General features: G+C 67.8%; 19 protein-coding genes and 1 pseudogene. 10 read left to right on the top strand and 10 right to left on the bottom strand.

Going from position 1 to position 24,199, the window contains the following annotated elements; genetic code table 11:
• Nucleotides 1-48 precede the first annotated feature (48 nt).
• From rpoD to sugE, 4 genes are all read left to right on the top strand, one after another.
• A complete protein-coding gene (rpoD, locus tag L1081_RS11400; RefSeq protein ID WP_489416494.1) occupies nucleotides 49-2,403 on the top strand; it encodes an RNA polymerase sigma factor RpoD in 2,355 nt (784 codons plus the stop codon).
• A 100-nt stretch (nucleotides 2,404-2,503) separates the two neighbouring features.
• Complete coding sequence (locus tag L1081_RS11405; RefSeq protein ID WP_489416495.1) at nucleotides 2,504-3,739, top strand: Bcr/CflA family efflux MFS transporter; 1,236 nt, start codon at nucleotides 2,504-2,506, stop codon at nucleotides 3,737-3,739.
• A 4-nt stretch (nucleotides 3,740-3,743) separates the two neighbouring features.
• The gene (locus L1081_RS11410; protein ID WP_489416496.1) at nucleotides 3,744-4,877 is read left to right on the top strand and encodes an HPP family protein; all 1,134 of its coding nucleotides are present in this window, start codon (nucleotides 3,744-3,746) and stop codon (nucleotides 4,875-4,877) included.
• Between the two features lie 19 nt (nucleotides 4,878-4,896).
• Entirely contained in the window at nucleotides 4,897-5,217 is a 321-nt protein-coding gene (gene sugE / locus L1081_RS11415) for a quaternary ammonium compound efflux SMR transporter SugE (protein ID WP_489416497.1), read from the top strand.
• Nucleotides 5,218-5,227: 10 nt separating this feature from the next.
• On the opposite strand, the gene L1081_RS11420 is transcribed toward sugE, so the two are convergent.
• From L1081_RS11420 to L1081_RS11430, 3 genes are read right to left on the bottom strand one after another with little or no spacing between them, the layout of a single operon-like run.
• Nucleotides 5,228-6,214, bottom strand: coding sequence for a tripartite tricarboxylate transporter substrate-binding protein (locus L1081_RS11420; RefSeq protein ID WP_489416498.1), 987 nt, complete (start codon nucleotides 6,212-6,214; stop codon nucleotides 5,228-5,230).
• 33 nt (nucleotides 6,215-6,247) lie between these two features.
• On the bottom strand, nucleotides 6,248-7,453 hold the full coding sequence (locus tag L1081_RS11425) for a CoA transferase (protein ID WP_489416499.1): 1,206 nt from the start codon (nucleotides 7,451-7,453) through the stop codon (nucleotides 6,248-6,250).
• A complete protein-coding gene (locus L1081_RS11430; protein WP_489416500.1) occupies nucleotides 7,450-8,397 on the bottom strand; it encodes a hydroxymethylglutaryl-CoA lyase in 948 nt (315 codons plus the stop codon). Before L1081_RS11430 ends, L1081_RS11425 begins: the two co-directional genes overlap by 4 nt.
• Nucleotides 8,398-8,495: 98 nt before the next feature.
• On the opposite strand from L1081_RS11430, the gene L1081_RS11435 reads away from it, so the two are divergent.
• From L1081_RS11435 to L1081_RS11455, 5 genes and pseudogenes are all read left to right on the top strand, one after another.
• Nucleotides 8,496-9,413: a LysR substrate-binding domain-containing protein gene (locus tag L1081_RS11435; protein ID WP_489416501.1), complete on the top strand. Its 918-nt coding sequence runs from the start codon at nucleotides 8,496-8,498 to the stop codon at nucleotides 9,411-9,413.
• A 117-nt stretch (nucleotides 9,414-9,530) separates the two neighbouring features.
• Nucleotides 9,531-10,409, top strand: a pseudogene (locus L1081_RS11440) (MBL fold metallo-hydrolase); the annotation flags it as partial.
• Nucleotides 10,403-11,122: a DsbA family protein gene (locus L1081_RS11445; protein WP_489416502.1), complete on the top strand. Its 720-nt coding sequence runs from the start codon at nucleotides 10,403-10,405 to the stop codon at nucleotides 11,120-11,122. The pseudogene L1081_RS11440 and the gene L1081_RS11445, both read left to right, overlap by 7 nt.
• 130 nt (nucleotides 11,123-11,252) lie before the next feature.
• Nucleotides 11,253-12,578: a sigma-70 family RNA polymerase sigma factor gene (locus L1081_RS11450; protein ID WP_489416503.1), complete on the top strand. Its 1,326-nt coding sequence runs from the start codon at nucleotides 11,253-11,255 to the stop codon at nucleotides 12,576-12,578.
• 160 nt (nucleotides 12,579-12,738) lie between these two features.
• Nucleotides 12,739-15,120, top strand: coding sequence for a TonB-dependent siderophore receptor (locus L1081_RS11455; RefSeq protein WP_489416504.1), 2,382 nt, complete (start codon nucleotides 12,739-12,741; stop codon nucleotides 15,118-15,120).
• A 227-nt stretch (nucleotides 15,121-15,347) separates the two neighbouring features.
• Here L1081_RS11455 and L1081_RS11460 read toward each other — a convergent pair whose 3' ends face one another.
• From L1081_RS11460 to L1081_RS11490, 7 genes are all read right to left on the bottom strand, one after another.
• Nucleotides 15,348-17,048 carry a tannase/feruloyl esterase family alpha/beta hydrolase gene (locus tag L1081_RS11460; RefSeq protein WP_489416505.1) on the bottom strand — a complete coding sequence of 567 codons (1,701 nt, stop codon included), beginning with the start codon at nucleotides 17,046-17,048 and terminating at the stop codon, nucleotides 15,348-15,350.
• A 31-nt stretch (nucleotides 17,049-17,079) separates the two neighbouring features.
• Nucleotides 17,080-17,784: an ATP-binding cassette domain-containing protein gene (locus L1081_RS11465; RefSeq protein ID WP_489416506.1), complete on the bottom strand. Its 705-nt coding sequence runs from the start codon at nucleotides 17,782-17,784 to the stop codon at nucleotides 17,080-17,082.
• Nucleotides 17,777-18,538, bottom strand: coding sequence for an ATP-binding cassette domain-containing protein (locus L1081_RS11470; protein WP_489416507.1), 762 nt, complete (start codon nucleotides 18,536-18,538; stop codon nucleotides 17,777-17,779). Before L1081_RS11470 ends, L1081_RS11465 begins: the two co-directional genes overlap by 8 nt.
• Nucleotides 18,535-19,533, bottom strand: a complete 999-nt coding sequence (locus tag L1081_RS11475; protein ID WP_489416508.1) for an ABC transporter permease subunit — start codon at nucleotides 19,531-19,533, stop codon at nucleotides 18,535-18,537. Before L1081_RS11475 ends, L1081_RS11470 begins: the two co-directional genes overlap by 4 nt.
• 1 nt (nucleotide 19,534) lies before the next feature.
• Entirely contained in the window at nucleotides 19,535-20,407 is an 873-nt protein-coding gene (locus L1081_RS11480; protein WP_319431128.1) for a branched-chain amino acid ABC transporter permease, read from the bottom strand.
• Between the two features lie 354 nt (nucleotides 20,408-20,761).
• Nucleotides 20,762-21,937: an ABC transporter substrate-binding protein gene (locus tag L1081_RS11485; RefSeq protein ID WP_489416509.1), complete on the bottom strand. Its 1,176-nt coding sequence runs from the start codon at nucleotides 21,935-21,937 to the stop codon at nucleotides 20,762-20,764.
• 202 nt (nucleotides 21,938-22,139) lie between these two features.
• Nucleotides 22,140-22,913, bottom strand: a complete 774-nt coding sequence (locus L1081_RS11490; protein WP_489416510.1) for an FCD domain-containing protein — start codon at nucleotides 22,911-22,913, stop codon at nucleotides 22,140-22,142.
• A 164-nt stretch (nucleotides 22,914-23,077) separates the two neighbouring features.
• Here L1081_RS11490 and L1081_RS11495 point away from each other — a divergent pair, with 164 nt between their 5' ends.
• Nucleotides 23,078-24,199: a 5-methyltetrahydropteroyltriglutamate--homocysteine S-methyltransferase gene (locus tag L1081_RS11495; RefSeq protein WP_489416511.1), complete on the top strand. Its 1,122-nt coding sequence runs from the start codon at nucleotides 23,078-23,080 to the stop codon at nucleotides 24,197-24,199.

Here is a 24,199-nt window from a genome sequence, read left to right on the forward strand (position 1 = left end):
CGGTGCGCCTGTGATTCCGCTTGGTCCATCTTGCTGTAACGAGGTCGTATGCCCAGTTCAAAGAAGCCTGCTCCTTCACTCGCCAAAAGCGTCGCCGCGAAGTCTGTCGCAGAAAAACCGTTGAAAGCTGGCGTTATGCCGGCAACTAAGTCGGGTGCCGCCGCTTCCAAATCGGCAGCCGCAACGAAAGTGAAAACCGTGCCCACGAAATCGACCTCCATCGACGATCCGAAAAAAGCTGCCGCCAAGGCAGTTGCCGCCGCCCCTGCCGCCAAGAAAGTAGGCCGCCCGCCCAAGGCTGCCGGCGCTGCTGCGCCCGCCACCGGCGCCAAGCGCGGCCGCAAGCCCAAGGCCGGCAACGAAGCGCCCGAAAGCGACGTCGACCTGTCGGACATCGAGGAAGACCTGGCCGGCGACGAGCCGGCGGTTGCCACGACCACCGAGGAAAAGGTCAAGCCGCTGCGCATGAAGATCAGCAAGGCGAAGGAACGCGCCTTGATGAAGGAGTTCGGCCTCGACGAGACCGTGCTCTCCGAGGAAGACCTGGCCAAGCGCCGCTCGCGCCTGAAGACGCTGATCACGCTCGGCAAGACCCGCGGCTACCTCACGCACGGCGAAATCTCCGACCACCTGCCCGACAAGCTGGTCGACGCCGAGACCATGGAAGTCGTGGTCACCATGCTCAACGACATGGGCGTGGCGGTGTACGAGCAAACGCCCGACGCCGAGACCCTGCTGCTGAACAACACCGCCCCCACCGCCACCACGGTGGAAGAGGCCGAGGAAGAAGCCGAAGCGGCCCTGTCCACGGTGGACAGCGAATTCGGCCGCACGACCGACCCGGTGCGCATGTACATGCGCGAAATGGGCACGGTCGAGCTGCTCACGCGCGAAGGCGAAATCGAAATCGCCAAGCGCATCGAAGGCGGCCTGATGGCCATGATGGAAGCCATCTCGGCCTCCCCCGCCACCATCGCCGAGATCCTGCGCCTGGCCTCCGACATCCGTGAAGGCAAGGTCGTCATCTCCACCGTGGTGGATGGCTTCTCGAACCCCAACGAGGCCGACGACTACGTGGCCGAGGAAGACTTCGACGAGTTCGACGAGGAAGACGACGACGACGGCAAGGGCGGCTCCAAGGCCCTCACCAAGAAGCTCGAGGAACTCAAGCGCGATGCGCTCGAGCGCTTCGACCGCATTGCCTCGATGTTCGAGAAGGTCCACAAGATCTACGACAAGGAAGGCTACGGCACGCCCGCGTACGAGAAGGCCCAGCAGGCCCTGTCGGACGAGCTCATGACCATCCGCTTCACGGCCAAGACCATCGAGAAGCTGTGCGACCTGGTTCGCACCCAGGTCGACGACGTGCGCAAGAAGGAGCGCGAGCTGCGCCGCATCATCGTGGACAAGTGCGGCTTCCCGCAGGACGAATTCATCCGCGATTTCTCGGGCTACGACAAGAACGGCAACCGCGTGCCGTCGAACCTGCTGAACCAGAAGTGGGTCGAGAAGCAGGCCGCTGCCGGCAAGCCCTGGAGCGCCGTGCTCGCACGCAATATTCCGCCGGTGCAGGAACTGCAGCAGAAGCTCGCCGACATCCAGTCGCGTGTGGTGGTGCCGCTGACCCAGCTCAAGGAAATCAACAAGCGCATGAACGAGGGCGAATCGTCCTCGCGCGATGCCAAGAAGGAGATGATCGAGGCCAACCTGCGCCTCGTGATCTCCATCGCCAAGAAGTACACCAACCGCGGCCTGCAATTCCTGGACCTGATCCAGGAAGGCAACATCGGCCTGATGAAGGCGGTCGACAAGTTCGAATACCGCCGCGGCTACAAGTTCTCGACCTACGCCACGTGGTGGATCCGCCAGGCCATCACGCGCTCGATCGCCGACCAGGCGCGCACCATCCGCATCCCGGTGCACATGATCGAGACGATCAACAAGATGAACCGCATCTCGCGCCAGCATCTGCAGGAGTTCGGCTTCGAGCCCGACGCCGGCATCCTGGCCGCGAAGATGGAGATCCCGGAAGACAAGATCCGCAAGATCATGAAGATCGCCAAGGAGCCGATCTCGATGGAAACCCCCATCGGCGACGACGACGATTCGCACCTGGGCGACTTCATCGAGGACAGCAGCAACACGGCGCCGATCGAGGCCGCAATGCAGGCCGGCCTGCGCGACGTGGTCAAGGACATCCTCGACAGCCTCACGCCGCGCGAAGCCAAGGTGCTGCGCATGCGCTTCGGCATCGAGATGTCGACGGACCACACGCTGGAAGAAGTCGGCAAGCAGTTCGACGTGACCCGCGAGCGCATCCGCCAGATCGAGGCGAAGGCCTTGCGCAAGCTCAAGCATCCGTCGCGTTCGGACAAACTGCGCAGCTTCATCGATACTCTGTAATCCGGGTTCCCTGAAGCCACAAGCGCCCGCAGCGCCCCGTCATACGGGCGGCGGGCGCTCTCTTTTGTGCAACGCAAACAAGAAGAATGGAGCAATTGCCATGAATCCCGATGCAGACAAACTCTGGCAGGCCCCGCGCTGGGCACTGGCCGTGCTGCTCGCGGTGCTGGGCATGCTGGGCCCCTTCTCCATCGACACCTACATCCCGGCCTTCTCGGGCATTGCGCGCTCCATCGGCGCCACGCCGGCCGAGATGCAGCAGACGCTTTCGGCCTACCTGTTCGGCTTTGCCTTCATGAACCTGTTCCATGGCGCGCTGTCGGACAGCTTCGGCCGCCGGCCCGTGGTGCTGTGGGGGCTCGCGGTATTCACGCTCGCTTCGCTGGGCTGCGCGCTGTCGCAGAACATCGCGCAGCTGGTGCTGTTCCGCGGGCTGCAGGGCCTGTCGACCGGGGCGGGCATCGTGGTGTCGCGCGCCGTGATCCGCGACATGTTTCCGCCGGCCGACGCGCAGCGCGTGATGAGCCAGGTGACCATCTACTTCGGCGTGGCGCCGGCCATCGCGCCGATCGTCGGCGGCTTTCTCTTCGTGCATGCCGGCTGGCACGCCATCTTCTGGTTCCTGGTGGCGGTCGGCGTGATCCTGTTCGCGGCCAACTACAAGCTGCTGCCCGAAACCCTGCACCAGAGCCAGCGCCAGCCTTTCCAGGTGCGCCACCTGATGCGCGGCTACTGGGACCTGTGCTCGGATCCGCGCTTCCTGCTGCTCGCGTTCGCGAGCGGCGTTCCGTTCAACGGCATGTTCCTTTACGTGCTGGCCGCGCCGGCCTTTCTCGGCGACCACCTGGCGCTGGCGCCGACGCAGTTCTTCTGGTTCTTCCTGCTGACCATCGGCGGCATCATGTCGGGTGCATGGGCCAGCGGCCGCATGGCGGGCAAGGTGGCGCCCAAGCGGCAGATCCGCGACGGCTTTTTGATCATGCTGGTGACCTCGCTGGTCAACGTCGCGGCCAACGCGCTGTTCACCGCGCACGCGGCCTGGGCCTTGTGGCCGCTGGCGGTGTTCGCGTTCGGCTGGGCGCTGATGGTGCCGGTCGTCACCCTGCTGGTGCTCGACCTGCATCCGGAGCGGCGCGGCATGGCCTCGTCGCTGCAGGCCGTGATCGGCTCCACCGCCAACGGCATCGTGGCCGGCGTGGTGGCGCCGCTGGTCATGCATTCCACGCTGGCGTTGGCGCTGACCTCGACGCTGATGCTGGGCATCGGCCTTGTCGCCTGGGTCTGGCTGCACGGGCAGTGGCCCGAGATCGGCCGCCGGGTGGCTGCGGAGGCCTGACGCGATGCCGCAGCTTTCCGCCTTGCTGACGCATGCGCGCGCCTGGCTGCCGGGCCGCAACACCGTCGACGCGCGCGAGCGCATGCGCGCCGTGGCCGGCGCGGCCATCGGCCTCGTGATCACGGCGCTGCTGTGCCGCTGGATGGCGCAGGCGGCAGGCATCAGCGTCTGGCTGATCGCACCGATGGGCGCGAGCGCGGTGCTGGTGTTTGCCGTGCCCGCGAGCCCGCTGGCACAGCCCTGGTCGGTCATTGTCGGCAACACGCTGTCCACGCTCGTTGGCATCGCCTGCGTCCACTGGATACCGGATGCGGCCTGGGCCGCGGCATTGGCCGTTGGCGCCGCCATCGGGCTGATGTTCGCCACGCGCAGCCTGCATCCGCCGGGCGGCGCGGCGGCGCTGCTGGCCGTGCTGACGCACACCACGGACTTCTCGGCGACCCTGTTCCCTACCCTTGCGAATTCGCTGCTGCTGGTGCTGGCAGGCGTGGCCTACAACACGCTCACGGGCAGGCGCTATCCGCATGTGCAGGTGGTGCGGCCGCCCTCGGCGGACTCCCGCTTCAGCCAGGCCGACATCGATGCGGTGCTGGCGCGCTACAACCAGGTGCTGGACATCAGCCGCGACGACCTCGAGTCGCTGATCCAGCAGACCGAGCTCGAGTCGTACAAGCGCCGGCTCGGCACCCTGCACTGCGCCGACATCATGTCGCGCGACCCCGTGTCGGTGGAGTTCGGCACGCCGCTGCAGGAGGCCTGGATGCTGATGAACCAGCGCCGCATCAAGGCGCTGCCCGTCACCGACCGCACGCGCCGCGTGGTCGGCATCGTCACGCAGGCCGACTTCTTCCGCCAGCTCGACCTGGAGCACCACGAAGGCATTGCCGGCCGGCTGCGCGACCTGATCCGCGCCACGCGCACCGTGGTGTCGAACAAGCCGGAGGTGGTGGGCCAGATCATGACGCGCCAGGTGCGCGTGGCCAGCGCGGACCGCCCGGTGGTCGACCTGGTGCCGCTGTTCTCCGAGGGCGGCCACCACCATATCCCCATCATCGACCATGAAAAGCGCCTCACCGGCATGATCACGCAGTCGGATTTCGTGCGCGCCCTCTACCGTGCCGTGCGGCCGGAGAACTGAAACTTTTCAAGGAGCGCGCATGGCGTGGATGGTTTTGCTGGTGGCGGGCCTGCTCGAGGTGGGCTGGGCCATCGGACTCAAGTACACGGAAGGATTCACGAGGTTCTGGCCCTCGGTGGGCACGGCCGCCTCGATGGTGCTCAGCGTGGTGCTGCTGGGCTGGGCGATGCGCTCGCTGCCCGTGGGCACGGCCTACGCCGTGTGGACCGGCATCGGCGCCGTGGGCACGGTGATCCTGGGCATCGCGCTGTTCCAGGAGCCCGCCAACGCGGCGCGGTTGATCTGCGTCGGCCTGATCGTCGCGGGCATCCTCGGCCTCAAGTTGACGAGCCCGACCTGAATTTGGCGCTTCACTCCAGCACGACGTTTGCCTTCTTCACCAGCGCCGCATAGCGCGCCGCCTCGCTGCGGAAGTAGCTCGCGGCCTGCTCGGGCGAGGTGGGCTTGATGATGTTGCCCTGCTTGTCCATGGCCTCGCGCACCTCGGCGCTCGTGAAGGCCGCGGCCACCGCGTCGTGCACGCGATGGACGTCGGCGGCCTGCATCTTCGGCGGCCCGATCACCGCGAACCAGCCTTCCACGACGTAGTTGGGCAGGCCCTGCTCGGCGATGGTGGGAATGTCGGGCGCGGCCGGCGAACGCGCCGGTCCGCACAGGCCGATGGCGCGCAGCGCGCCGCTCTTGAGATGCGGCTGCACCGCGGGCAGCGCCACCACGCCCATCTCGACCTGGCCCGCGATCATGTCGGTGACCATCGGGCCCGTGCCCTTGTAGGGAATGTGCCGCGCCTTCACGCCCGCTTCGTCCATGAACATTTCGCCTGCCAGGTGAATGATGGTGCCGTTGCCCGACGAGGCGTAGTTGTAGCTCTCGGGCCTGGCGCGCAGCAGTGCGACCAGTTCCTTGACGTTCTTCGCGGGCAGCTTGGGGTTCACCACCAGCACCAGCGGCGTCGCACCCACCACGCTGATCGGCGTGACGTCGGTGATGGCGTCGAAGGGCATCTTCTTGTAGACGGCCGGATTGATGACGTGGTTGTTCGACACCACGCCGAGCGTGAGCCCGTCGGGCGCGGCCTTGACGAGCACCGAGGTGCCGGTGATGCCGCCCGCGCCCGGCAGGTTCTCGATCACCACCGGCTGCCCGAAGGCCTTGCCGAGCGCGACCGACGCCGCACGCACGATGGCATCCACGCCCGAGCCGGCACTGATTGGCAGGATGAAGCGGATGGGCTTGTCGGAGCCCTGCGCGAGCGCGGGGCATGCCGCCACTGCGGCGGCGGAGGCGCCGAAGCCCAGGACGGTGCGGCGGGTCATCGGGGGAAGGATCGTGCGCATGGCTTGTCTCTCTTTGTGGTTTTGAAAAGGCGCTCAGGCGACGGCCGATTCGGCCTGCATCGCGGCCACCTGCGCGTCGCCGTAGCCGAGCTCGGCCAGCAGCTCGCGCGTGTGCTCGCCGAGTGTCGGCGGATCGAGGCGCACGCCCAGGCGCTGGCCGCCGAGCGTGATCGGGAACAGCGTGGTCTGCGCGGTCTGGCCGGCGCGCTCGCCGTCGGGCAGGCGGATATCGGCGAGGCCGCCGGTCGCCTTCAGGTGCGGATCCTCGTAGAGGTCTTCGGGCCGCACGATGGGCGCGAAAGGCAGGCCCCGCGCCTCGAAGATCGCCGACAGTTCGGCAGCCGGACGGTCGGCCAGGCGCTGGCGCAGGTCCGCCAGCAGGGTGGGCCGCAGGCGGACCCTGTCGTTGTTGGTGCGCAGGGCCGGGTCGGCCTTGAGGTCGTCGAAGCCCAGCGCATCGCAGAACACGGTCCATTGCGCATCGCTCACCGCGGCCAGGAAGATCTGCTCGCCGTCCTTCACGGTGAACACGTCGTACAGCGCCCAGGCCGAGATGCGCTCGGGCATCGGCGCCGCAGCCTGGCCGGTAATCGCGTACTGCAGCATGTGCTGGCCGACCAGGAACACGTTGTTCTCGAACAGCGCGGACTGCACCTCCTGCCCCTTGCCGGTCTGCGCGCGCTGCATCAGCGCGGCCATCGCACCGATGGCGCCGAACATGCCGCCCATGATGTCGTTCACGCTGGTGCCCGCGCGCAGCGGGTCGCCGGGACGGCCGGTCATGTAGGCCAGGCCACCCATCATCTGCACCACCTCGTCGAGCGCGGTGCGGTGCTCGTAGGGGCCGGGCAGGAAGCCCGTGTGGTTGACGTACACCAGCGGCGGGTTGAGCTTGCCGAGCGCGGCGTAGCCGAGGCCGTACTTGTCCATGGTGCCGGGCCTGAAGTTCTGCGCCACCACGTCGGCGGTGGCGCACAGGCGCAGCGCCGCTTCGAGCCCCTGGGGATGGCGCAGGTCGAGCGCGATGCTCTTCTTGTTGCGGTTGAACATCGGGAAGAAGCCGGCGCCCGCGCCCAGCAGGTGCCGCGTGCGGTCGCCATCGATCGGCTCGACCTTGATGACCTCGGCGCCCAGGTCGGCCAGCACCATGCCGCAGGTCGGACCCATGACCATGTGCGTGAACTCGACCACGCGGATGCCGGCAAGCGGCAGGCGTTTCTCTTCGGTGGTGACGCTCATGCTGCCACTCCGGTGGCCGGCGCGAAAGTTTTCGGAAAGCCCGCGCGCCACACCGTGCCCTGCAGCGTTTCGCCTTCGAGCCAGCCGGCCACGCGCTGTCGCAGGCCGAGCAGCTTCGGCAGCTGGACGCCGGTCGAAACGCCCATGCTTTCGAGCATGAAGACGAGGTCCTCGGTGTCGACGTTGCCGCTCGCGCCAGGCGCGTGCGGGCAGCCGCCGATGCCGGCCAGGCAGGCGTCGAAGCGCGCGATGCCGACTTCCAGCGCGGCATAGACATTGGCCAGCCCGAGGCCGCGCGTGTCGTGGAAATGGCCGCACCACAGGCGCTCGCCCGCGATGCGCTGCGCGCGCTCGAACAGGCTGCGGACCATCGCGGGATCGGCATAGCCGACGGTGTCCGCCAGGCCCACGCGGTCGGCGCCCGCGTCGAGCAGCGCCTGCATCAAACGCAGCACTTCATCCGGCGCCACATGGCCCTGAATCGTGCAGCCGAACGCGGTGCCCACGCCGCCCTCGATCAGGGTCCTGGAGCCCGCGGCGTCGCGCGCGGCGCGGATGCGGGCAACCTCGGCCACCACTTCGTCGGGCGTCTTGCGCAGGTTGGCAAGGCTGTGGGCATGGCTGGCGGACAGCGGCACCATCATGAGATCGGCCTCGCCCGCAATGGCCAGTTCCGCGCCCCGCAGGTTGGGCACCAGCACCGAGGTGAAGAGCCCCGGCAGCGTCTTTGCAAAAGCCAGCAGCTCGGCCGTGTCGGCCAGCTGCGGCAGCAGGCGCGCGGGCACGAAGGAGCCGACTTCGATCTCGCGCTGGCCGGCGTCATGGGCGTCGCGGATCCATTCGAGCTTCTGGGCGGTGGGCAGGGTTCTGGCGATGCTCTGCAGGCCGTCGCGCAGCCCCACTTCGCGGACGGCCGCGCTGGGCGGCAGGAAGGCGTGAATCAAAACTTGTCTCCGTCGTGAGGGTCGGCGTCGATCTTAGAAGTTCCGATTCGATCCAGAAGGTATATTTTGGAAGCCATCCGATTCCAAAACGGAACACCATGAGAGACCTCGACCTCACCACCCTCCGCCTCTTCGTGGCCGTCTGCGAAACCCGCAGCATCGCGCGCGCGGGCGAGCAGGCCAGCATCGTCGGCTCGGCCATCAGCAAGCGCCTGGCCCAGCTCGAAGACGCCGTCGGCACGCCGCTGCTGCTGCGCAAGCGCCGCGGCGTGGTGCCCACGCCCGCCGGCGAAACGCTGCTCGAGCATGCGCGCGCGATGCTCGGCAGCGCCCACCGCATCGAGCGCGACATGGCGGCCTATGCAGGCGGCGCGCGCGGGCATGTGCGCATCCTGGCCTCGGCCTCGGCGTTGGCCGAATCGCTGGCCGAGGACGTGGCGAACTTCCTGCAGAACCCCGCGCACCGCAACATCCGCGTCGACATGGAAGAGCGCGTCAGCCCCGAGATCGTGCGCGGCATCCGCGAAGGCAGCGCCTCGATCGGCCTGTGCTGGGACGCCGCCGACCTCGATGGCCTGCAGCGGCGCGACTACCGCACCGACCACCTGGCGATCGTCGCGCACCCTTCGCATCCGGCGGCGCGCCGCGGCCAGGTACGCTTCGAGGACGTGCTCGACCACGAGTTCGTCGGCATGCCCGCGCTGAGCGCCGTGCAGCTCATGCTCGCGCGCGAGGCGGCGGTGGCGGGCAAGCCGCTGGTGTACCGCGTACTGGTGTCCAACTTCGATGCCGCCCTGCGCGTGGTGCGGGCCGGGCTCGCGATCAGCGTGGTGCCGGCCGAAGTGGCGCAGCCCTTTACCGACACCTACGGCCTTCGGCTGATGCCGCTCGCCGATGCCTGGGCGCGCCGCCGCTTCGCCATCTGCTTCCGCGACGAAGCGGCGCTGTCGCCGTCGGCGCAATTGCTGGTGGCGCATCTCGAACGGTGCGTAACGGACCGGGTTGCCGCCGCCTGATTCGATCGAAAACAGAAACTATTCATTGGCAAATACAGGGTTTTTGCTTCCATTCACGAAACTTAACATCTGGTCTGTTCACGTTGGCGATCCCGCCAACGCCACCGAAAGACCCGAATGTTCCGCAGAACCCTTCTCTCCGCCGCACTGTCGTTCGCCGCCCTGGCGGCCCACGCCGCCGAGCCGCTCAAGCTCGACGTGTACAACCCCGGCGCCAAGTCGATGTTCCCGGTCTCTTCCGAACTGGTCATGGGCCAGACCGATGCCGTGCTGATCGACGCGCAGTTCCAGCGCAACGACGCCGAGGCGCTGGTGCAGAAGATCAAGGCCAGCGGCAAGAAGCTGACCACGGTCTACATCAGCCACAGCGACCCCGACTACTACTTCGGCCTCGACGTGATCCAGGCCGCGTTCCCCGACGCGAAGATCGTCGCCACGCCGCAGACCGTGGCCGCCATCCAGGCCTCGAAGGACGGCAAGCTCGCGCACTGGGGCCCGATCCTGAAGGACAACGCGCCCAAGGCGCTGGTCGTGCCCGAGCCGCTGGCCGGCGACAGCATCACGCTCGAGGGCCGCAAGATCCAGGTCGTCGGCCTCGACGGTCCCACGCCCGAACGCAGCTTCGCATGGATCCCCTCGCTCAAGGCGGTGGTCGGCGGCATCCCGGTCTCGGCCAACATCCATGTGTGGGTGGCCGACACGCAGACGCCCGCCTCGCGCCGCGACTGGATCAAGACGCTCGGCCGTATCGAGGCGCTGCACCCGAAGACCGTGGTGCCCGGCCACTACCTTCCGAATCCGGACGGCAGCGCGCCCTACGCGCTCGCCTCAGTGAAGTTCACGCGCGCCTACCTGCAGGCCTTCGAGACCGAGGCGAGGAAGACCAAGGACTCGGCCGCACTGATCGCCGCGATGAAGAAGCGCTACCCCAAGCTCGAAGGCACCTCGTCGCTTGAACTGGGGGCCAAGGTCATCAAGGGAGAAATGAAATGGCCGCAGTGAACGACGGCAGCACCACGACGCTGCACTACATCTTCGATCCGATGTGCGGCTGGTGCTATGCGGCCGCGCCGTTGGTCGAGGCGGCGCGCAGCGTGCCGGGCCTCCAGGTCGAGTTCCACGGCGGCGGCATGATGACGGGCGCCAACCGGCGCGCGATCACGCCGCAGTGGCGCGACTACGTGATGCCGCACGACCGCCGCATCGCCGAGCTCACGGGCCAGCCCTTCGGCGAGGCCTACCTCGACGGCCTGCTGCGCGACACCGGCGCGGTGATGGACTCCGAACCGCCGACCACCGCGGTGCTCGCGGCCGAGGCGCTGCGAAGCGGTGGCGGCCTCGACATGATCCATCGCCTGCAGCGCGCGCACTATGTCGAAGGCCGGCGCATCGCCGATGCGGATGTGCTTACAGCGTTGGCAGCGGAGCTCGGCTTCGATGCAGGCGCCTTCGCATCGGCCTACTCGTGCCTCGCCGGCGAAGCGACCTTTGAACACATCGCTGCAAGCCGCCAGCTGCTGCAGCGCGCGGGCGGCCAGGGCTTTCCGACCTTCGTGCTCGCGCAGGCCGACGGCAGCGCGAGCCGCATCGAGATCGGTCCCTGGCTCGGCCGTACCGAAGAATGGAAGGCGCAACTCGCCACCTTTGTCGCGCCGACGCCTTCTGCAGCAGCGTCCGAAGCCTGCGGCCCCGACGGCTGCGCCAGCTAGCCGCTGCTCCGGCCCGGGCCGGCGGTGGCCTCGCTCGCCACAGAACGGGGCCGATTCGGGTATGCCGCCGTCAAATGAGAACTATTCTCGACAATAATTCTCCAGCGATTCGCACGCCACTTCCCAGCCCATGTCCGCCCAACTCTCTCCCAGCCCGCTGCTGAAAGCCTTCCAGGACAGCTACCAGGAACTGGTGCGCTTCATCGCGCGCCGCACCGGCAGCCCTCACGAGGCGCGGGAGCTGGCGCACGACACCTGGGTCCGGCTGGCCGAACGCGCCCAAATGCGCGACACCGCCGCGGACCCCGCACCGCCCGAGGCCGCCGCGCACGCCTACGTCTACACCGTGGCCGAGAACCTCGCGATCGACCACCTGCGCCGCCGCCAGCGCAGTGCGGAGCGCTTCAGCCCGGCCCCCGCCGACCTCGACACCGGACTGATGGCCGGACACGAACACCACAGCACGCGGGACGTGGCCGACGGCTTCGCCCACCGGCAGGCGCTCGATGCAGTGGATGCCGCGTTGCGGGCTCTGCCGCCGCGCAGCCGCGACATCTTCCTGGCCGACCGGCTCGATGGCGCCTGCCATGCCGAACTGGCGCGCCGCCATGGGGTGTCGATCAAGACCGTGGAACGCGAAGTGATGCGGGCGCTCGATAGCGTCGAGGCGGCGCTGCACCGCTGGCGCGGCGATGTGGCGCCAGCGCGCACCGGACGGCGCCGCGCGCTGTCGGCCCTGCTCGGCGTGTGCGGGCTCGGCGTCGGCAGCGCCGCGCTCTGGCAGGCCTGGCGCCAATGGATGCCCGGCTACAGCACCACCCTCGCGACTGCCATCGGCCGCATCCAGGGACAGGCCCTGCCCGACGGCAGCCGCCTCACGCTCGACGCCGCGAGCCGCGCCGAGGTCCAGTACTACGCCACCCGCCGCACCGTGCGGCTGCTGGCCGGCAGCGCCTTCTTCGACGTGGCGCGCGACGAGGCGCGCCCCTTCATCGTCAACGCGCTGGGCCACGAGATCACGGTGCTCGGCACGCGCTTCGAGGTCGCGCTGCAGGACGGCGGCGTGCGCGTCGCGGTGGAATCAGGCCACGTGCGTGTGCGCAGCGCGAGCGGCGACGAACGCGTGCTCGGCGCGGGCGACCGCGCCTTCATCGACACGGCGCAGCAGCTGTCCGCCGCCCAGCCGGCCGGGCCCGCCGCGGTCGCCCCGTGGCGCGACGGCTGGCTCGACTTCCATCACCGGCCACTCGGCGAGGTCGTGGAGCGCCTTGCACGCTACAGCCCGCGCCCCCTGCGCGTGGCGCCTGGAGCCGCGCAACTCCCGGTGTTCGGGCGCGTGCGCATCGCCGAGGCGGGCACCTGGCTGCGCTTGCTGCCGGGCAGCCTGCCGGTGCGGGTGCGCGAAGACGACGGGGCGGAACGGGCCCTGGTCATCGAACGCCGCCCAGTCTTCTGAGAACGGCATCCGGCCTCCCGTCTCGTCTTGCGCCTCGTTTTTCTGGCGATGCGGGTGAGGGATTGCGGCCGCTCGGTCGTATCAGTCCATGGAGCCCGGAACAACCGCCATGCGGACGTCCCGGAATTTTCATGACCCCGACCCGAACCGAGAGAACCGCATGCCCTCCCCTCACCTTCTTCTTCCCGCCGGCCAGCGCCACTTGATCGCGGCAGCCGTGCTGTTCCTGGTGGCCCAGGCCAGCCAGACCGCCTGGGCCCAGAACGCGACACCACCCGCGGCCGGCGCTGCCATCGCCTTCTCGATCCCCGCCCAGCCGCTGGATCAGGCGCTGGACCAGCTCGCACGCCAGGCCGGCCTGCAATTGCTGGCGGCGCCGGGCCTGCTGCAAGGCCTGCAGGGCCGCCCGGTTCAGGCCAGTCTCAGCGTCCAGGCCGCCACCGCGCAACTGCTGCAGGGCAGCGGGTTGGTCGGCCGCGTGGCGGGCACCACGCTGGTGATCGAGAAAGCGCAGCGCGATGCCGGCGCCACCCTGCCGGCCGTTACCGTGAGTGCCACCGCCGAGCACGAAACCAGCTTGGGTCCGGTGCCGGGCTATGTCGCTCGGCGCAGCCAGACCGCGACCAAGACCGACACGCCGATCCTGGAAATACCGCAGTCGATCTCCGTCATCGGCCGCAAGGAAATGGACACGCGCGGCGCGCAGGACGTCATGGATGCCGTTCGCTACACGCCCGGCGTCACCACCAACACCTACGGCCCCGACAACCGCGGCTGGGAATACATCCTGCTGCGCGGCTTCGACGCCGGTGTCACGGGCATCTACCGGGACGGGCTCTCCCAGCCCGCATTCGTCCCCACGTACTACCTGACCGAGCCCTACGCGCTCGAGCGCGTGGAAGTGCTGCGCGGCCCGTCGTCGATGATTTTCGGCAAGGGCGATGCGGGCGGTGTGGTCAACCGCGTGAGCAAGCAGCCCGGCGAGCGGGTGCGCGAAATCGAAGTCCAGTACGGCAGCCATCAACGCAAGCAACTGGCGTTCGACCTCGGCGACCGGATCGGCGACACCGACCTGAGCTATCGCCTCATCGGCGTCGGCCTCGACAGCAACGACCAGGACCAGTATCCCGACGGCCGCAAGCTGAACCACACGCGCACCTACCTCGCGCCTTCCGTGCGCTGGCAGCCCAACGCGAAGACCTCGCTGACGGTCTTCGCCGAGTTCCTCAAGAACAACACGAACGAAGACCCCTACTACCTCACGCAGAACTACGTTCTCTCCTCCGTGAAGGTGGGCGACTACAGCTTCGGCCGGCTCAAGCAGAAACAGGGGGCCATCGGCTACCGCTTCGAAACGGCCCTGAACGACGCCTGGACGCTGCGCCAGAACTTCAGCTACAGCCAGGTCGCGCTGGACAGGCGAGCCGTCTGGGCCGACTCGCTCGGCGAAGACCTGCGCACGCTTTCCCGCGTTGCCAGAACCTGGAACGATCCGATGAACCTCGCGACGCTCGACACCAGCGTGCAAGGCAAGCTTCAGTACGGCTCCGTTCAGCACACCGTGCTGCTGGGTGTGGACTACGCCGACCAGGAAGGCAAGCGGCGGCGCTTCGTCGGCCCCGCTCCGGACCTCGACCTGTTCATGCCGGTCTACGGCCAGTTCGTGCCGATGCCCACCGAGGCGCTGTCGAATCTGGCGCAGTCGACGCGCCAGACCGGCTTCTACGCCCAGGACCAGATCAAGTTCGGCGACAGCTGGGTCGTCACCCTCGGTGGCCGCCACGACCACGTGCGCCAGATCACCGACAACTACCTGGATCCCAGCCACACCCGGCAATCGGACTCCGCGTTCAGTGGCCGGGCGGGCCTGACCTACCTGCTGGGCAACGGCTGGGCGCCCTACGTGAGCTATGCGACGTCCTTCCTGCCCAACAGCGGCGTCGACGTGAACAACCAACCTTTCGAGCCCAGCCGCGGCAAGCAGGTCGAGGTCGGCGTCAAGTTCCAGCCCGAGGGCTCGCGCACCTTGTTCACCGCCGCAGCCTTCGACCTGCGCAAGATCAACGTGGTCACCATCGACCCAGCGAGCTTCGAGCAACGCGCGGTCGGCAAACAGCGCTCACGCGGCATCGAGCTGGAGGCCAAGGGCGAGCTCGCACCGGGCCTGAACATCGCGGCCTCCTACACCTGGCTGGACATGAAGGTGCTCGCCAGCGCCGATCCGGACGAAGTCGGCAAGATCCCGCCGCTCGTGCCCAAGCAGTCCGCCTCGGTCTGGCTCGACTACACGATGGGCAACGGCCTGGGATTCGGCGGCGGCGTGCGCTACATCGGCAAGCGCCAGAACGACGAAATCAACAGCTCGGCCGAACGCGGCGTGACGCTCTTCGATGCAGCCGCCTATTACGAACGCGGCCCATGGCGCTTCGCGCTCAACGTCACCAACCTGGCAAACAAGAAGTACAACTCGATCTGCTACCACGGCGAGTGCTACCAAGGCATGGACCGCGCGGCCGCCTTGACCGCCCGCTACAAGTTCTGATCTGCCACGCCCCCCGCGCAACGCGGGGGCCTGCGAGCAGCTTGGCTTGCCTCGCGCCGCCCGTCAGAGCGCGCGCAACAGCGCAGCGTTGTGCACGATGCAAGTACGCCGCATCGCGCGCATATGGCAACCGCTACCCCGGCAGCAACCGCACGGTGGTCGCGAGCGCGAAGTACCAGTTCTGAGGCCGTGGTGCCTCGCCGGCCTTGGCCTTCAGGACGGCGATGCTACCGGCTGCATTGGAAGCTCGCCGCCTGCGCTACATCCCCGCCCCCATAGCGCGGCCACAGCGGCCACTCGCACAGCGGGCGGGCCCGAACGATCTTGAACGGCGGCTGCATTTCCTGTTCGGCCAGCTGCAGCCCGCTCGGCGCACGGCCGCGCTCGACCCAATCAGCCAGCGCACCGAGCATGTCGACATTGGCCGGGGCGCCGCTGCCCACATGGTCGACACCGGGTGCGGTATAGAGGCGCATGAAGCGGTCCACGTTGTCGCGGCCCATGCGCGCCACCACCGATTCGTAATAGCGGATGCCGGCGAACGGGCTCTGCGCGTAGTCGGCCATGTGCTCCAGCACGAGCAGCTTGCCGCCGCGTGCGCTGAAGGCGCTGAGATCGGGGTTGGTCGAATCCATCAACTGCGACACGGCGGCGATGCGCGCGGCAAAGTCTTCCGCGCGGTAGCCGCGCACGTCGATGGACGGATTGCGCGCATAGAAATACTGCAGCGCGCCGCTGCCGTAGAACCATGCGATGCCGTTGCTCGGCTGCGGCGGCACGGTCGGCGCGCTGGTGCCCGTCCACCACGCATTCCATCCGCCCGTCGACGCGAAAGCCGGCGTCGCCTCGCCACCGATGCCCCAGCCCGGATACTCGGTGACGCCATGGGCCAGCGGCACGGGCGAGCGCCATGGCGAACGCAGTGTGCGCACTGCCTGCACCTGTGCATCGTTCAGGCAGTTGTCGCCGCTCGTGCCCGCGGCGCAGCGCAGGCTCGCCGGATCGAAGCGCTGCAGGCAGGCCACCGGGTTCGATACGACGCGGTCCGCCGCGCCATCCGCGGCGTCGCACGATGCGAGCACGGCGTTGTGCACCAGCTGCACCTGCGCGGGCCGCAGCCACCCCTCGCCGAAGGTGGCAATGCCGTTGCGCGTGCCGGCGTGCTGAAGCCCCGTCCAGTTGATGACCGGCACGCGGCTGAAGATGCCGTCGAAATCCTGCGGATAGCGCTGCGCCATGGTGAGCGCTTCGCGCCCGCCTTCGGAGCTGCCCACGAAGTACAGCTTCTGCGGCGCCTGCCCGTAGGCCCGCTGCATCAGCGCCACCGCCACGTCGCGCACCTTCTTGTACGAGGCGTGCGCAAAATTCACCAGCGCCTCGTCGTTGAGCGCAAAGGCCTGCGGCGGCTGGCCCTGCACGTTCTGGTGGCCGGAGTCGGTGCCGTAGGTCACGTAGCCCTGCGCCAGCGGCGCGGGCTGGTCGAAGCGCGCGCCGGGCACCAGTGCAAGGCCGGTGATCAGCACACCGTTGAAACCGCCGCCGCCGTACTGCACGCTGCGCCCGTTCCACGCAAGCGGCAGGTTGACCTGGAACAAGATGGGCGGTGCCGCGGCGTCAAGCGGCGCGATGCGGCCGAGCACCTTGCAGTGCGCGGGCGTTGCCGGTGTGATGCGCGCGGCGGGGCTGCCACCGCGCTCGGCGACAGCGAGCGCGGCGGCAGGAACGAGCGTGGCCGAATCGATCGTTGCCGCGCCGCTCGGCAGGCCGATGACCGCGGGCGCCACTGGTGCAACGAGCGCGGCACAGGATGTCGCAGGATTGCCGCCGAGCGTGAGGTTCTGCGGCCCTGCGGTGGTGCCGCAGCCCGCCAGCCATACGGCGGAGGCCAGCATGGCGCCCCCGCAAAACACTGTCTTCGGGATCGCCATCTGTGTGTCTCCTTGTTGTTTGCCGGGACAGCTACCGGGCCACGCCCAGCAATCTTTCAAGCACCTGCGGCTGGCTGCGCAACGCGGCTGCGCTGTCGGTGTGGACGATGGTGCCGTGGTCGAGCACCACCGCCTGATCGGAAATCGCGAGGATCGCCTGCGGATGCTGCTCCACGATGATCGCGGCCAAGCCCTCGTCCTGCGTGATGCGGCGGATGGCGCGCAGCAGCTCTTCCACAATGATCGGCGCCAGCCCTTCGAGCGGTTCGTCGAGCAGCAGCAGCTTCGGGTTCAGCACCAGTGCGCGGCCCACGGCCAGCATCTGCTGCTCGCCGCCCGAGAGCTGCGTGCCCAGGTTGGTCTTGCGCTCGGCCAGGCGCGGGAACATCTCGTAGACGCGCTGCGGGTTCCACTTTCCTGGCCGCTCCACCGCCGTGAGGTTCTCGTGCACCGTGAGCGACTTGAAGATGTTGCGCTCCTGCGGCACCCAGCCGATGCCGGCCGCCGCGCGCTGGTGCGGGGCGAGCTTGTGCAGCGCCAGGCCGCCGAGCGCGATGGTCCCGCCATGCTGCCGCGTCGCGCCCGCCAGCGTGTTGATCAGCGTGGTCTTGCCCGTGCCGTTGCGGCCCAGCAGCGCCAGCGTCTGGCCCTCGCCGAGCGCGAACGCCACGTCGTGCAGCACCACGGCCTCGCCGTAGCCGGCGCTCAGGTTCTCGATGCGCAGCAGCTCAGACATGAACGGCTTCTCCATGGCCCAGATAGACCTCTTTCACCTTCGGATCGTTGGCGATGGTTTCGGGATCGCCTTCGGTCAGCAGCGTGCCGTTGACCAGCACCGTCATGCAGTCGGCAAAGCTGAACACCAGGTCCATGTCGTGCTCGATCAAGAGCACCGACACATCGGCCGGCAATGCGGCCACCGTCTGCAGCAGCTCCTCGCGCTCGCCGGCGGGCACGCCCGCCACCGGCTCGTCGAGCAGCAGCACGCGCGGCTCGCAGGCCAGTGCAATCGCAATCTCCAGCAGGCGGCGCTTGCCGTAGGCCATGAACTTCGTCTGCTGCTGCGCCACGTCGCCGAGGTGGAACTGCTCGAGCAGCTGCGCCGCGCGCTCCGTCACGGCCTTGCTGGACCCCAGCGGGCGCCACCATTGCGAGGCGATGCCCTGGTGCTGCGAGACCACCAGCGACAGCGTTTCGAGCGGCGTCATCGAGTCGAACAACTGGTTGATCTGGAAGGTGCGCACCAGGCCACGCGCCACGCGCTTGTGCGGCGCGAGCGTGGTGATGTCTTCGCCGAGCAGCGAGATGCGGCCTTCGGTCGGTACGAGCACGCCCGTCAACAGGTTGATGAGCGTGGTCTTGCCAGCACCGTTGGGCCCGATCAGCGCATGGCGCGCACCGCGCTTGAGTTCCATGGTGACGTTGTTGGTGGCCGTGATGCCGCCGAAGCGCATCACCAGGCCCTGCGTCGAAAGCACAGTCTCGGTCATGCGGCACCGCCCCTCTTCTTTTTGCCCAGCCAGGTCCATGGCTTGAGCACGCGGTCGCGTCCCACGAGCACCAGCAGCACCAGCAAGAGGCCGATCCAGAACATCCAGTACTGCGGCGTCACGGCCGAGAGCCAGTTCTGCAGCAGCTTGAAGACGATGGCGCCCGCGACGCCGCCATAGAGCCAGCCCACGCCGCCGATCACCAGCATCAGCAGCACGTCGGCCGAGCGGTCGAAGGCCAGCACGTCGAGCGAGGCAAAGCCCGTGGTCTGTGCCAGCAGCGCGCCCGCGGCACCGGCAATGCCGGCCGCCACGGTATAGATGACCACCAGCCGCGACACCACCGGAATGCCGATGGCCATGGCGCGCAGCCGGTTGTCGCGGATGGCCTTGAGCGTGGATCCGAAGGGCGAATGCACGATGCGGCGCATCACCAGGAACAGCAGCAGCATCACGGCCAGCGAATACCAGGCCGCCGTGCGGCCGTAGAGGTCGAACTCGAACAGGCCGAGCACCGGCCCCATCACCACGCCCTGCAGGCCGTCGGCGCCGCCGGTGAGCCAGTCGAGCTTGTTGGCGAGTTCGAGCAGCAGCAGCGCGGTGCCCAGCGTGACCATCAGCCGCGTGAGGTCGCTGCCGCGCAGGATCGTGACGCTGGCCACCAGGCCGAGCACGGCCGAGAGCACGGTGGCCACCACCAGCCCCACTGTCGGATCGGGCATCACGAGCTTGGCGAACAGCGCCGCGGTGTAGGCGCCGAAGCCGAAGAAGGCGGCATGGCCGAGCGAGACGATGCCGGTGTAGCCGAGGATCAGGTCGAGCGACATCGCGAACAGCGCGACGATAGCGATCTCGTTGACCAGCAGCGAATGCGAGGGCATGGCGAACGGCAGCGCAAAGGCCACGGCCCAGGCCACGAACTCGAGCGGGCGCCAGCGCGCCTTGCGCAGCAGGGCCGATTCGTAGGTCGTCGTTGTAGAAGAAGGCGCGCTCATTTCAACGGCCTCCCTTGCGCGTGAACAGCCCCTGCGGCCGCCACATCAGGATCAGGATCATGAGCAGGTAGACGGTGAACGCACCCATCTTCGGGATGAAGTACTTGCCCGCCACGTCGGCAATGCCGAGCAGCAGCGCGGCTGCGAGCGGCCCGGTGATCGACGAGGTGCCGCCGACCGACACCACGATCAGGAAATAGATCATGTACTTGAGCGGAAAGGTCGGATCGAGCCCGAGGATCTCGGCGCCCAGCGCGCCGCCCAGCCCCGCGAGCCCGGAGCCGACCGCGAAGGTCAGCAGGAACACGATGTTGACGTTGATGCCAAGCCCCGCGGCCACGCGCGGATCGTCGACCGCGGCGCGCAGCCGGCTGCCGAAGCGCGTCTTCGACAAAATGAGCTGCAGCACCACCGTGAGCACGGCGCACACGGCAATGATGAAAAGCCGGTAGTGCCCCATGCCAAGCAGCAGCGCGCCGTCGCCGACTTCGGTGCGGCCGCGCAGCCATTCGGGCAGTTGCACGTTCTGCTGCGACGAGCCGACGAAGTAGTCGACGGCCGCCACCGCCATGAATGCGAGGCCGATGGAAAACAGCACCTGGTCGAGGTGCGGCTTGCCGTACATCGGCCGGTAGAGCGTGCGTTCGAGCAGCGCCCCGGCCAGTGCGACGACGATGAACGCGAGCGGCAGGCAGGCCAGGAACGGCACGCCGAGCTTCTGCATCGCAAACACCGTGAGGTACCCGCCCGCCATGGCAAAGGCGCCGTGCGCGAGGTTGATGAAGTTCATCAGCCCGAGCGTCACGGCCAGCCCCACGGCGAGCACGAAGAGCAGCATGCCGTAGGCGATGCCGTCGAAAAGGATGGTCAACATGTCATTGTTCCGCTACGGCGTTTGCTTTGACTCGCGAGTTATGTCGGTTCTTGTTCGGGGCGTTTTTTCAGGGCGCGTGCACAGGCCACCGGGTACTCCCCTCCGCGAATGTCCCCCGGCCTGCGGCGTCCTCCTTGATTTCGCTGCGGGGAGCACCCGATGCCCTGTGCACCTGGACACGCTCTGGGCGACCGCTGATCAACCAGTGCTCTGAACACGCTCCCGCCGATGGGGTGCCTTGCGCAGCGAAATCAAGGGGGAGGCCGAAGGCCGGAGGAAATTCGCGGAGCAAGGTACCCCGTCGGCGGGAGCGCGCCCTGAAAGCAAGTCGCGCATCCCAAGCACTCAACTCAATTACTTCGCCTTGCCCGGATCCTTCACACCCTTGATCACGTCGAACTCGACGTTGTAGAGCTGCCCGTCCTTCTTCTCGACCTTGCGCAGGTACACGTCCTGCACGATGTCGCGCGTCTGCGCGTCGATGTACACCGGGCCACGCGGGCTCTCGAAGATCTGGCCCTTCATGGTGGCCAGCAGCGCGTCGCCGCCGCCCTGCCCCTTGGTGGCCTTGAGCGCTTCGTAGATCACACGCATGCCGTCATAGCCGCCCACGGCCATGAAGTTGGGGCGCATCTTCGGGTTGGCCTTCTGGAAAGCCTCGACGAACTTCTTGTTGGCCGGCGACGGATGCGCGGCCGAGTAGTGGTGCGAGGTGACCACGCCCAGCGCGCCGTCGCCCATGTCGTTGAGCTGGTCGTCGTCGGTCACGTCGCCGGTGGCGATCATGCGGATGCCGGCCTTGTCCATGCCGCGCTCGAGGAACTGCTTCATCACCGCCGCGCCGGCGCCCGAGGGCACGAAGACGAACAGCGCATCGGGCTTGGCGTCGCGCACCTTCTGCAGGAACGGCGCGAAGTCGGGGTTGCGCAGCGGCACGCGCAGCTTCTCGATCACCTTGCCACCGTTGAGCTGGAAGCGCTCGCTGAAGAACTTCTCGGCGTCGTTGCCCGGGCCGTAGTCGGCCACCAAAGTGACGACCGTCTTCACGCCGTTCTTGGGTGCCCAGTCGCCCATGGCCACCGACACCTGCGGCAGCGTGAAGCTCGAACGCACGATGTAGGGCGAGGCCTCGGTGATGCTCGACGTGGCCGCGGCCATCACCACCTGCGGCGTCTTCGACTGCGTGGCCAGCGGCGCGGCCGCCAGCGCGGCGGGCGTGACGCCGAAGCCCGCGATCACGTTCACCTTGTCGTTGACGATGAGTTCCTGCGCGAGGCGCTTGGTGACGTCGGGCGTGGCCACGTCGTCCTTGACGATCAGCTCGATCTTCTTGCCCGCCACGGTGTCGCCGTTCTGCGCCATGTACAGCCGGGCCGCCGCTTCGATCTGCCGGCCGGTGGAGGCCTGCTGCCCCGTCATCGGCAGGATCAGGCCGATCTTGAACTTGTTGCTGTCCTGCGCAGTGGCAAGCGACATGGAAAGCGCAAGCGCCGTGAGGCATGCGGTCTGGATGAGAGGGCGTCTTTGCATGAGGTTTTCCTTGGAGGGACGGAATGCGAACCGGGGCTATTTTTCAATACTTTGCAAGATGCGACAGAGCAGGCAATCACCTACTCCGGGGGTGGAGCTCGCCTTTGTTGCGCGATGAACAAATGAACTGCGCGATGATCGCGCAGCGCGGCGAACTGGGCGCGTGCATCCATTGGCGCTCGCTTTTTCATCGAGGGCCCGCTCAGCCGCGCCGGCGGATCAGTTGCACGCCCGGCAGCGGGCGCTGTTCGGCGGTGGGCGCGCCATGCAGCGCCTCGCGCAGGTTGCGCCGCGCGATGCGGCTGTGCTCGCGCATCAGCGCCTCGGCGCGCGAGCCTTCGCCGGCCTCGATGGCATCGAGCACCTGCAGGTGCTGGTCCTGCGCGATCACGAGCATGTCGCGCGCCGCGGGCGAATTGGCCTGCACGATGACAAAGCCCGAGGGCGACGCGAACGGCAGGTTGACCACGCGCTCGAGCTGCTGCGCAATGACCGGGCTGGCCGCCATTTCGCACAGCAGCGAATGGAACTTCTCGTTGTGCGTGACGTAGCGCGAGAAGGCCGCGTCGTCGAGCGCGGGCTCGCGCAGCAGTTCGTCGATGCGCGCCAGGCAGGCGCGCGCCTCGCGCAGCACGACCGGCGCCGCGCCGCGTTCGGCCGCGAGCCGTGCCACCAAGCCTTCGAGCGTGCCGCGCAGCTCGATGGCATCGGCCACGTCGCGCTCGGAAAAAGTGCGCACCGCATAGCCGCCGTTGGGCAGCGCCTCGAGCAGGCCTTCCTGCTCGAGCCGCATGAGCGCGCTGCGCACCGGCGTGCGCGAGACGCCGAGCTGCTCGGAGATGGCCACCTCGGCAATGCGCGCACCGCCGGGCAGTTCGCCGGCCAGGATCATCTCGCGCAGACGCAGCTGTGCCTTCACGGCCTGCGAGCCGCCGCCGTCCGCGGGCTCGACGGGTGATGCATCTGCGGCTTTCATGCGGTTGCGGGCGTTCTCATGAATACTGAATGTATACAAAGCTCACGAGACTTTCGCCGATGAAGCGTCAAATTGAGGGTAAACACCAAGCCGGTTGTACACACCAATGTCCGTTCCTGAGGCGATACGATGTCCATCGTTTTTCAGCCACGACGGAGATCACCATGTCCCAGCACGCCGCCCTGCCCGCCCGCTACGACCACGTGGGCAGTTTCCTGCGCCCCAAATACCTGCTCGAAGCGCGCGCGCAGAACGCCAAGGGCGAGATCACGCCCGAGCAGCTGCGCAAGGTCGAAGACAAGGCCATCACCGAGATCGTCCGGTTCCAGGAAGACATCGGACTCAAGAGCATCACCGACGGCGAATTCCGCCGCACCTACTTCCACATCGATTTCCTCGACCAGCTCGGCGGCGTGAAGACCGACATTCCGGTCACCATCCGCAAGCCCGACGGCACCGAGGAACTCGCGCCCCCCGCGATGCGCGTGCTCGACAAGGTGCGCCACATCAAGGACATCCAGCTCGCCGATTTCCAGTACCTCAAGAGCCAGGTCTCGGCCGGCCGCACGCCCAAGGTGACGATTCCCTCGCCGACCATGCTGCACTTCCGCGGCGGCCGCGCCGGCATCAGCAAGGAGGCCTACCCCGAGCTCGACCCCGTGTTCTACGACGATGTCGCCAAGGCCTACGGCGACGAGCTGCGCTCGCTCGCGGCCGCCGGCTGCACCTATGTGCAGATGGACGACACCAACCTCGCCTACCTGTGCGACGAGCACATGCGCGAAGCCGCCCGCAAGCGCGGCGACGATCCCAACGAGCTGCCGCACCGCTACGCCGCCTTCATCAACAAGGTGGTGGCGCAGAAGCCGCCGGGCATGCTGCTGGCCATGCACCTGTGCCGCGGCAACTTCAAGAGCACCCATGCCGCGGCCGGCAACTACGAACCGGTGGCCGAGGCGCTGCTGAAGGAAATGGACCTCGACGCCTACTTCATGGAATACGACGACGCCCGCTCGGGCGACTTCAAGCCGCTGCGCTACCTGCCCAAGGGCAAGACGGTGGTGCTGGGCCTCGTGACCACCAAGTTCGGCGAGATGGAAGACAAGGACGAGCTCAAGCGCCGCATCGAGGACGCCGCCAAGTACGCCCCGCTCGAGCAGCTCGCGCTGTCGCCGCAGTGCGGCTTCTCGAGCACGGTGCATGGCAACAACATCGCGGTGGAAGCGCAGCGCGCCAAGCTGCGCCTCGTGGTCGAGACCGCTCAGGAGGTCTGGGGCTCGACCTGA

Origin of the sequence: Variovorax sp. MSC1_012 (assembly GCF_023667525.1) — a bacterium.
GTDB lineage: Bacteria > Pseudomonadota > Gammaproteobacteria > Burkholderiales > Burkholderiaceae_C > Variovorax > Variovorax beijingensis_B.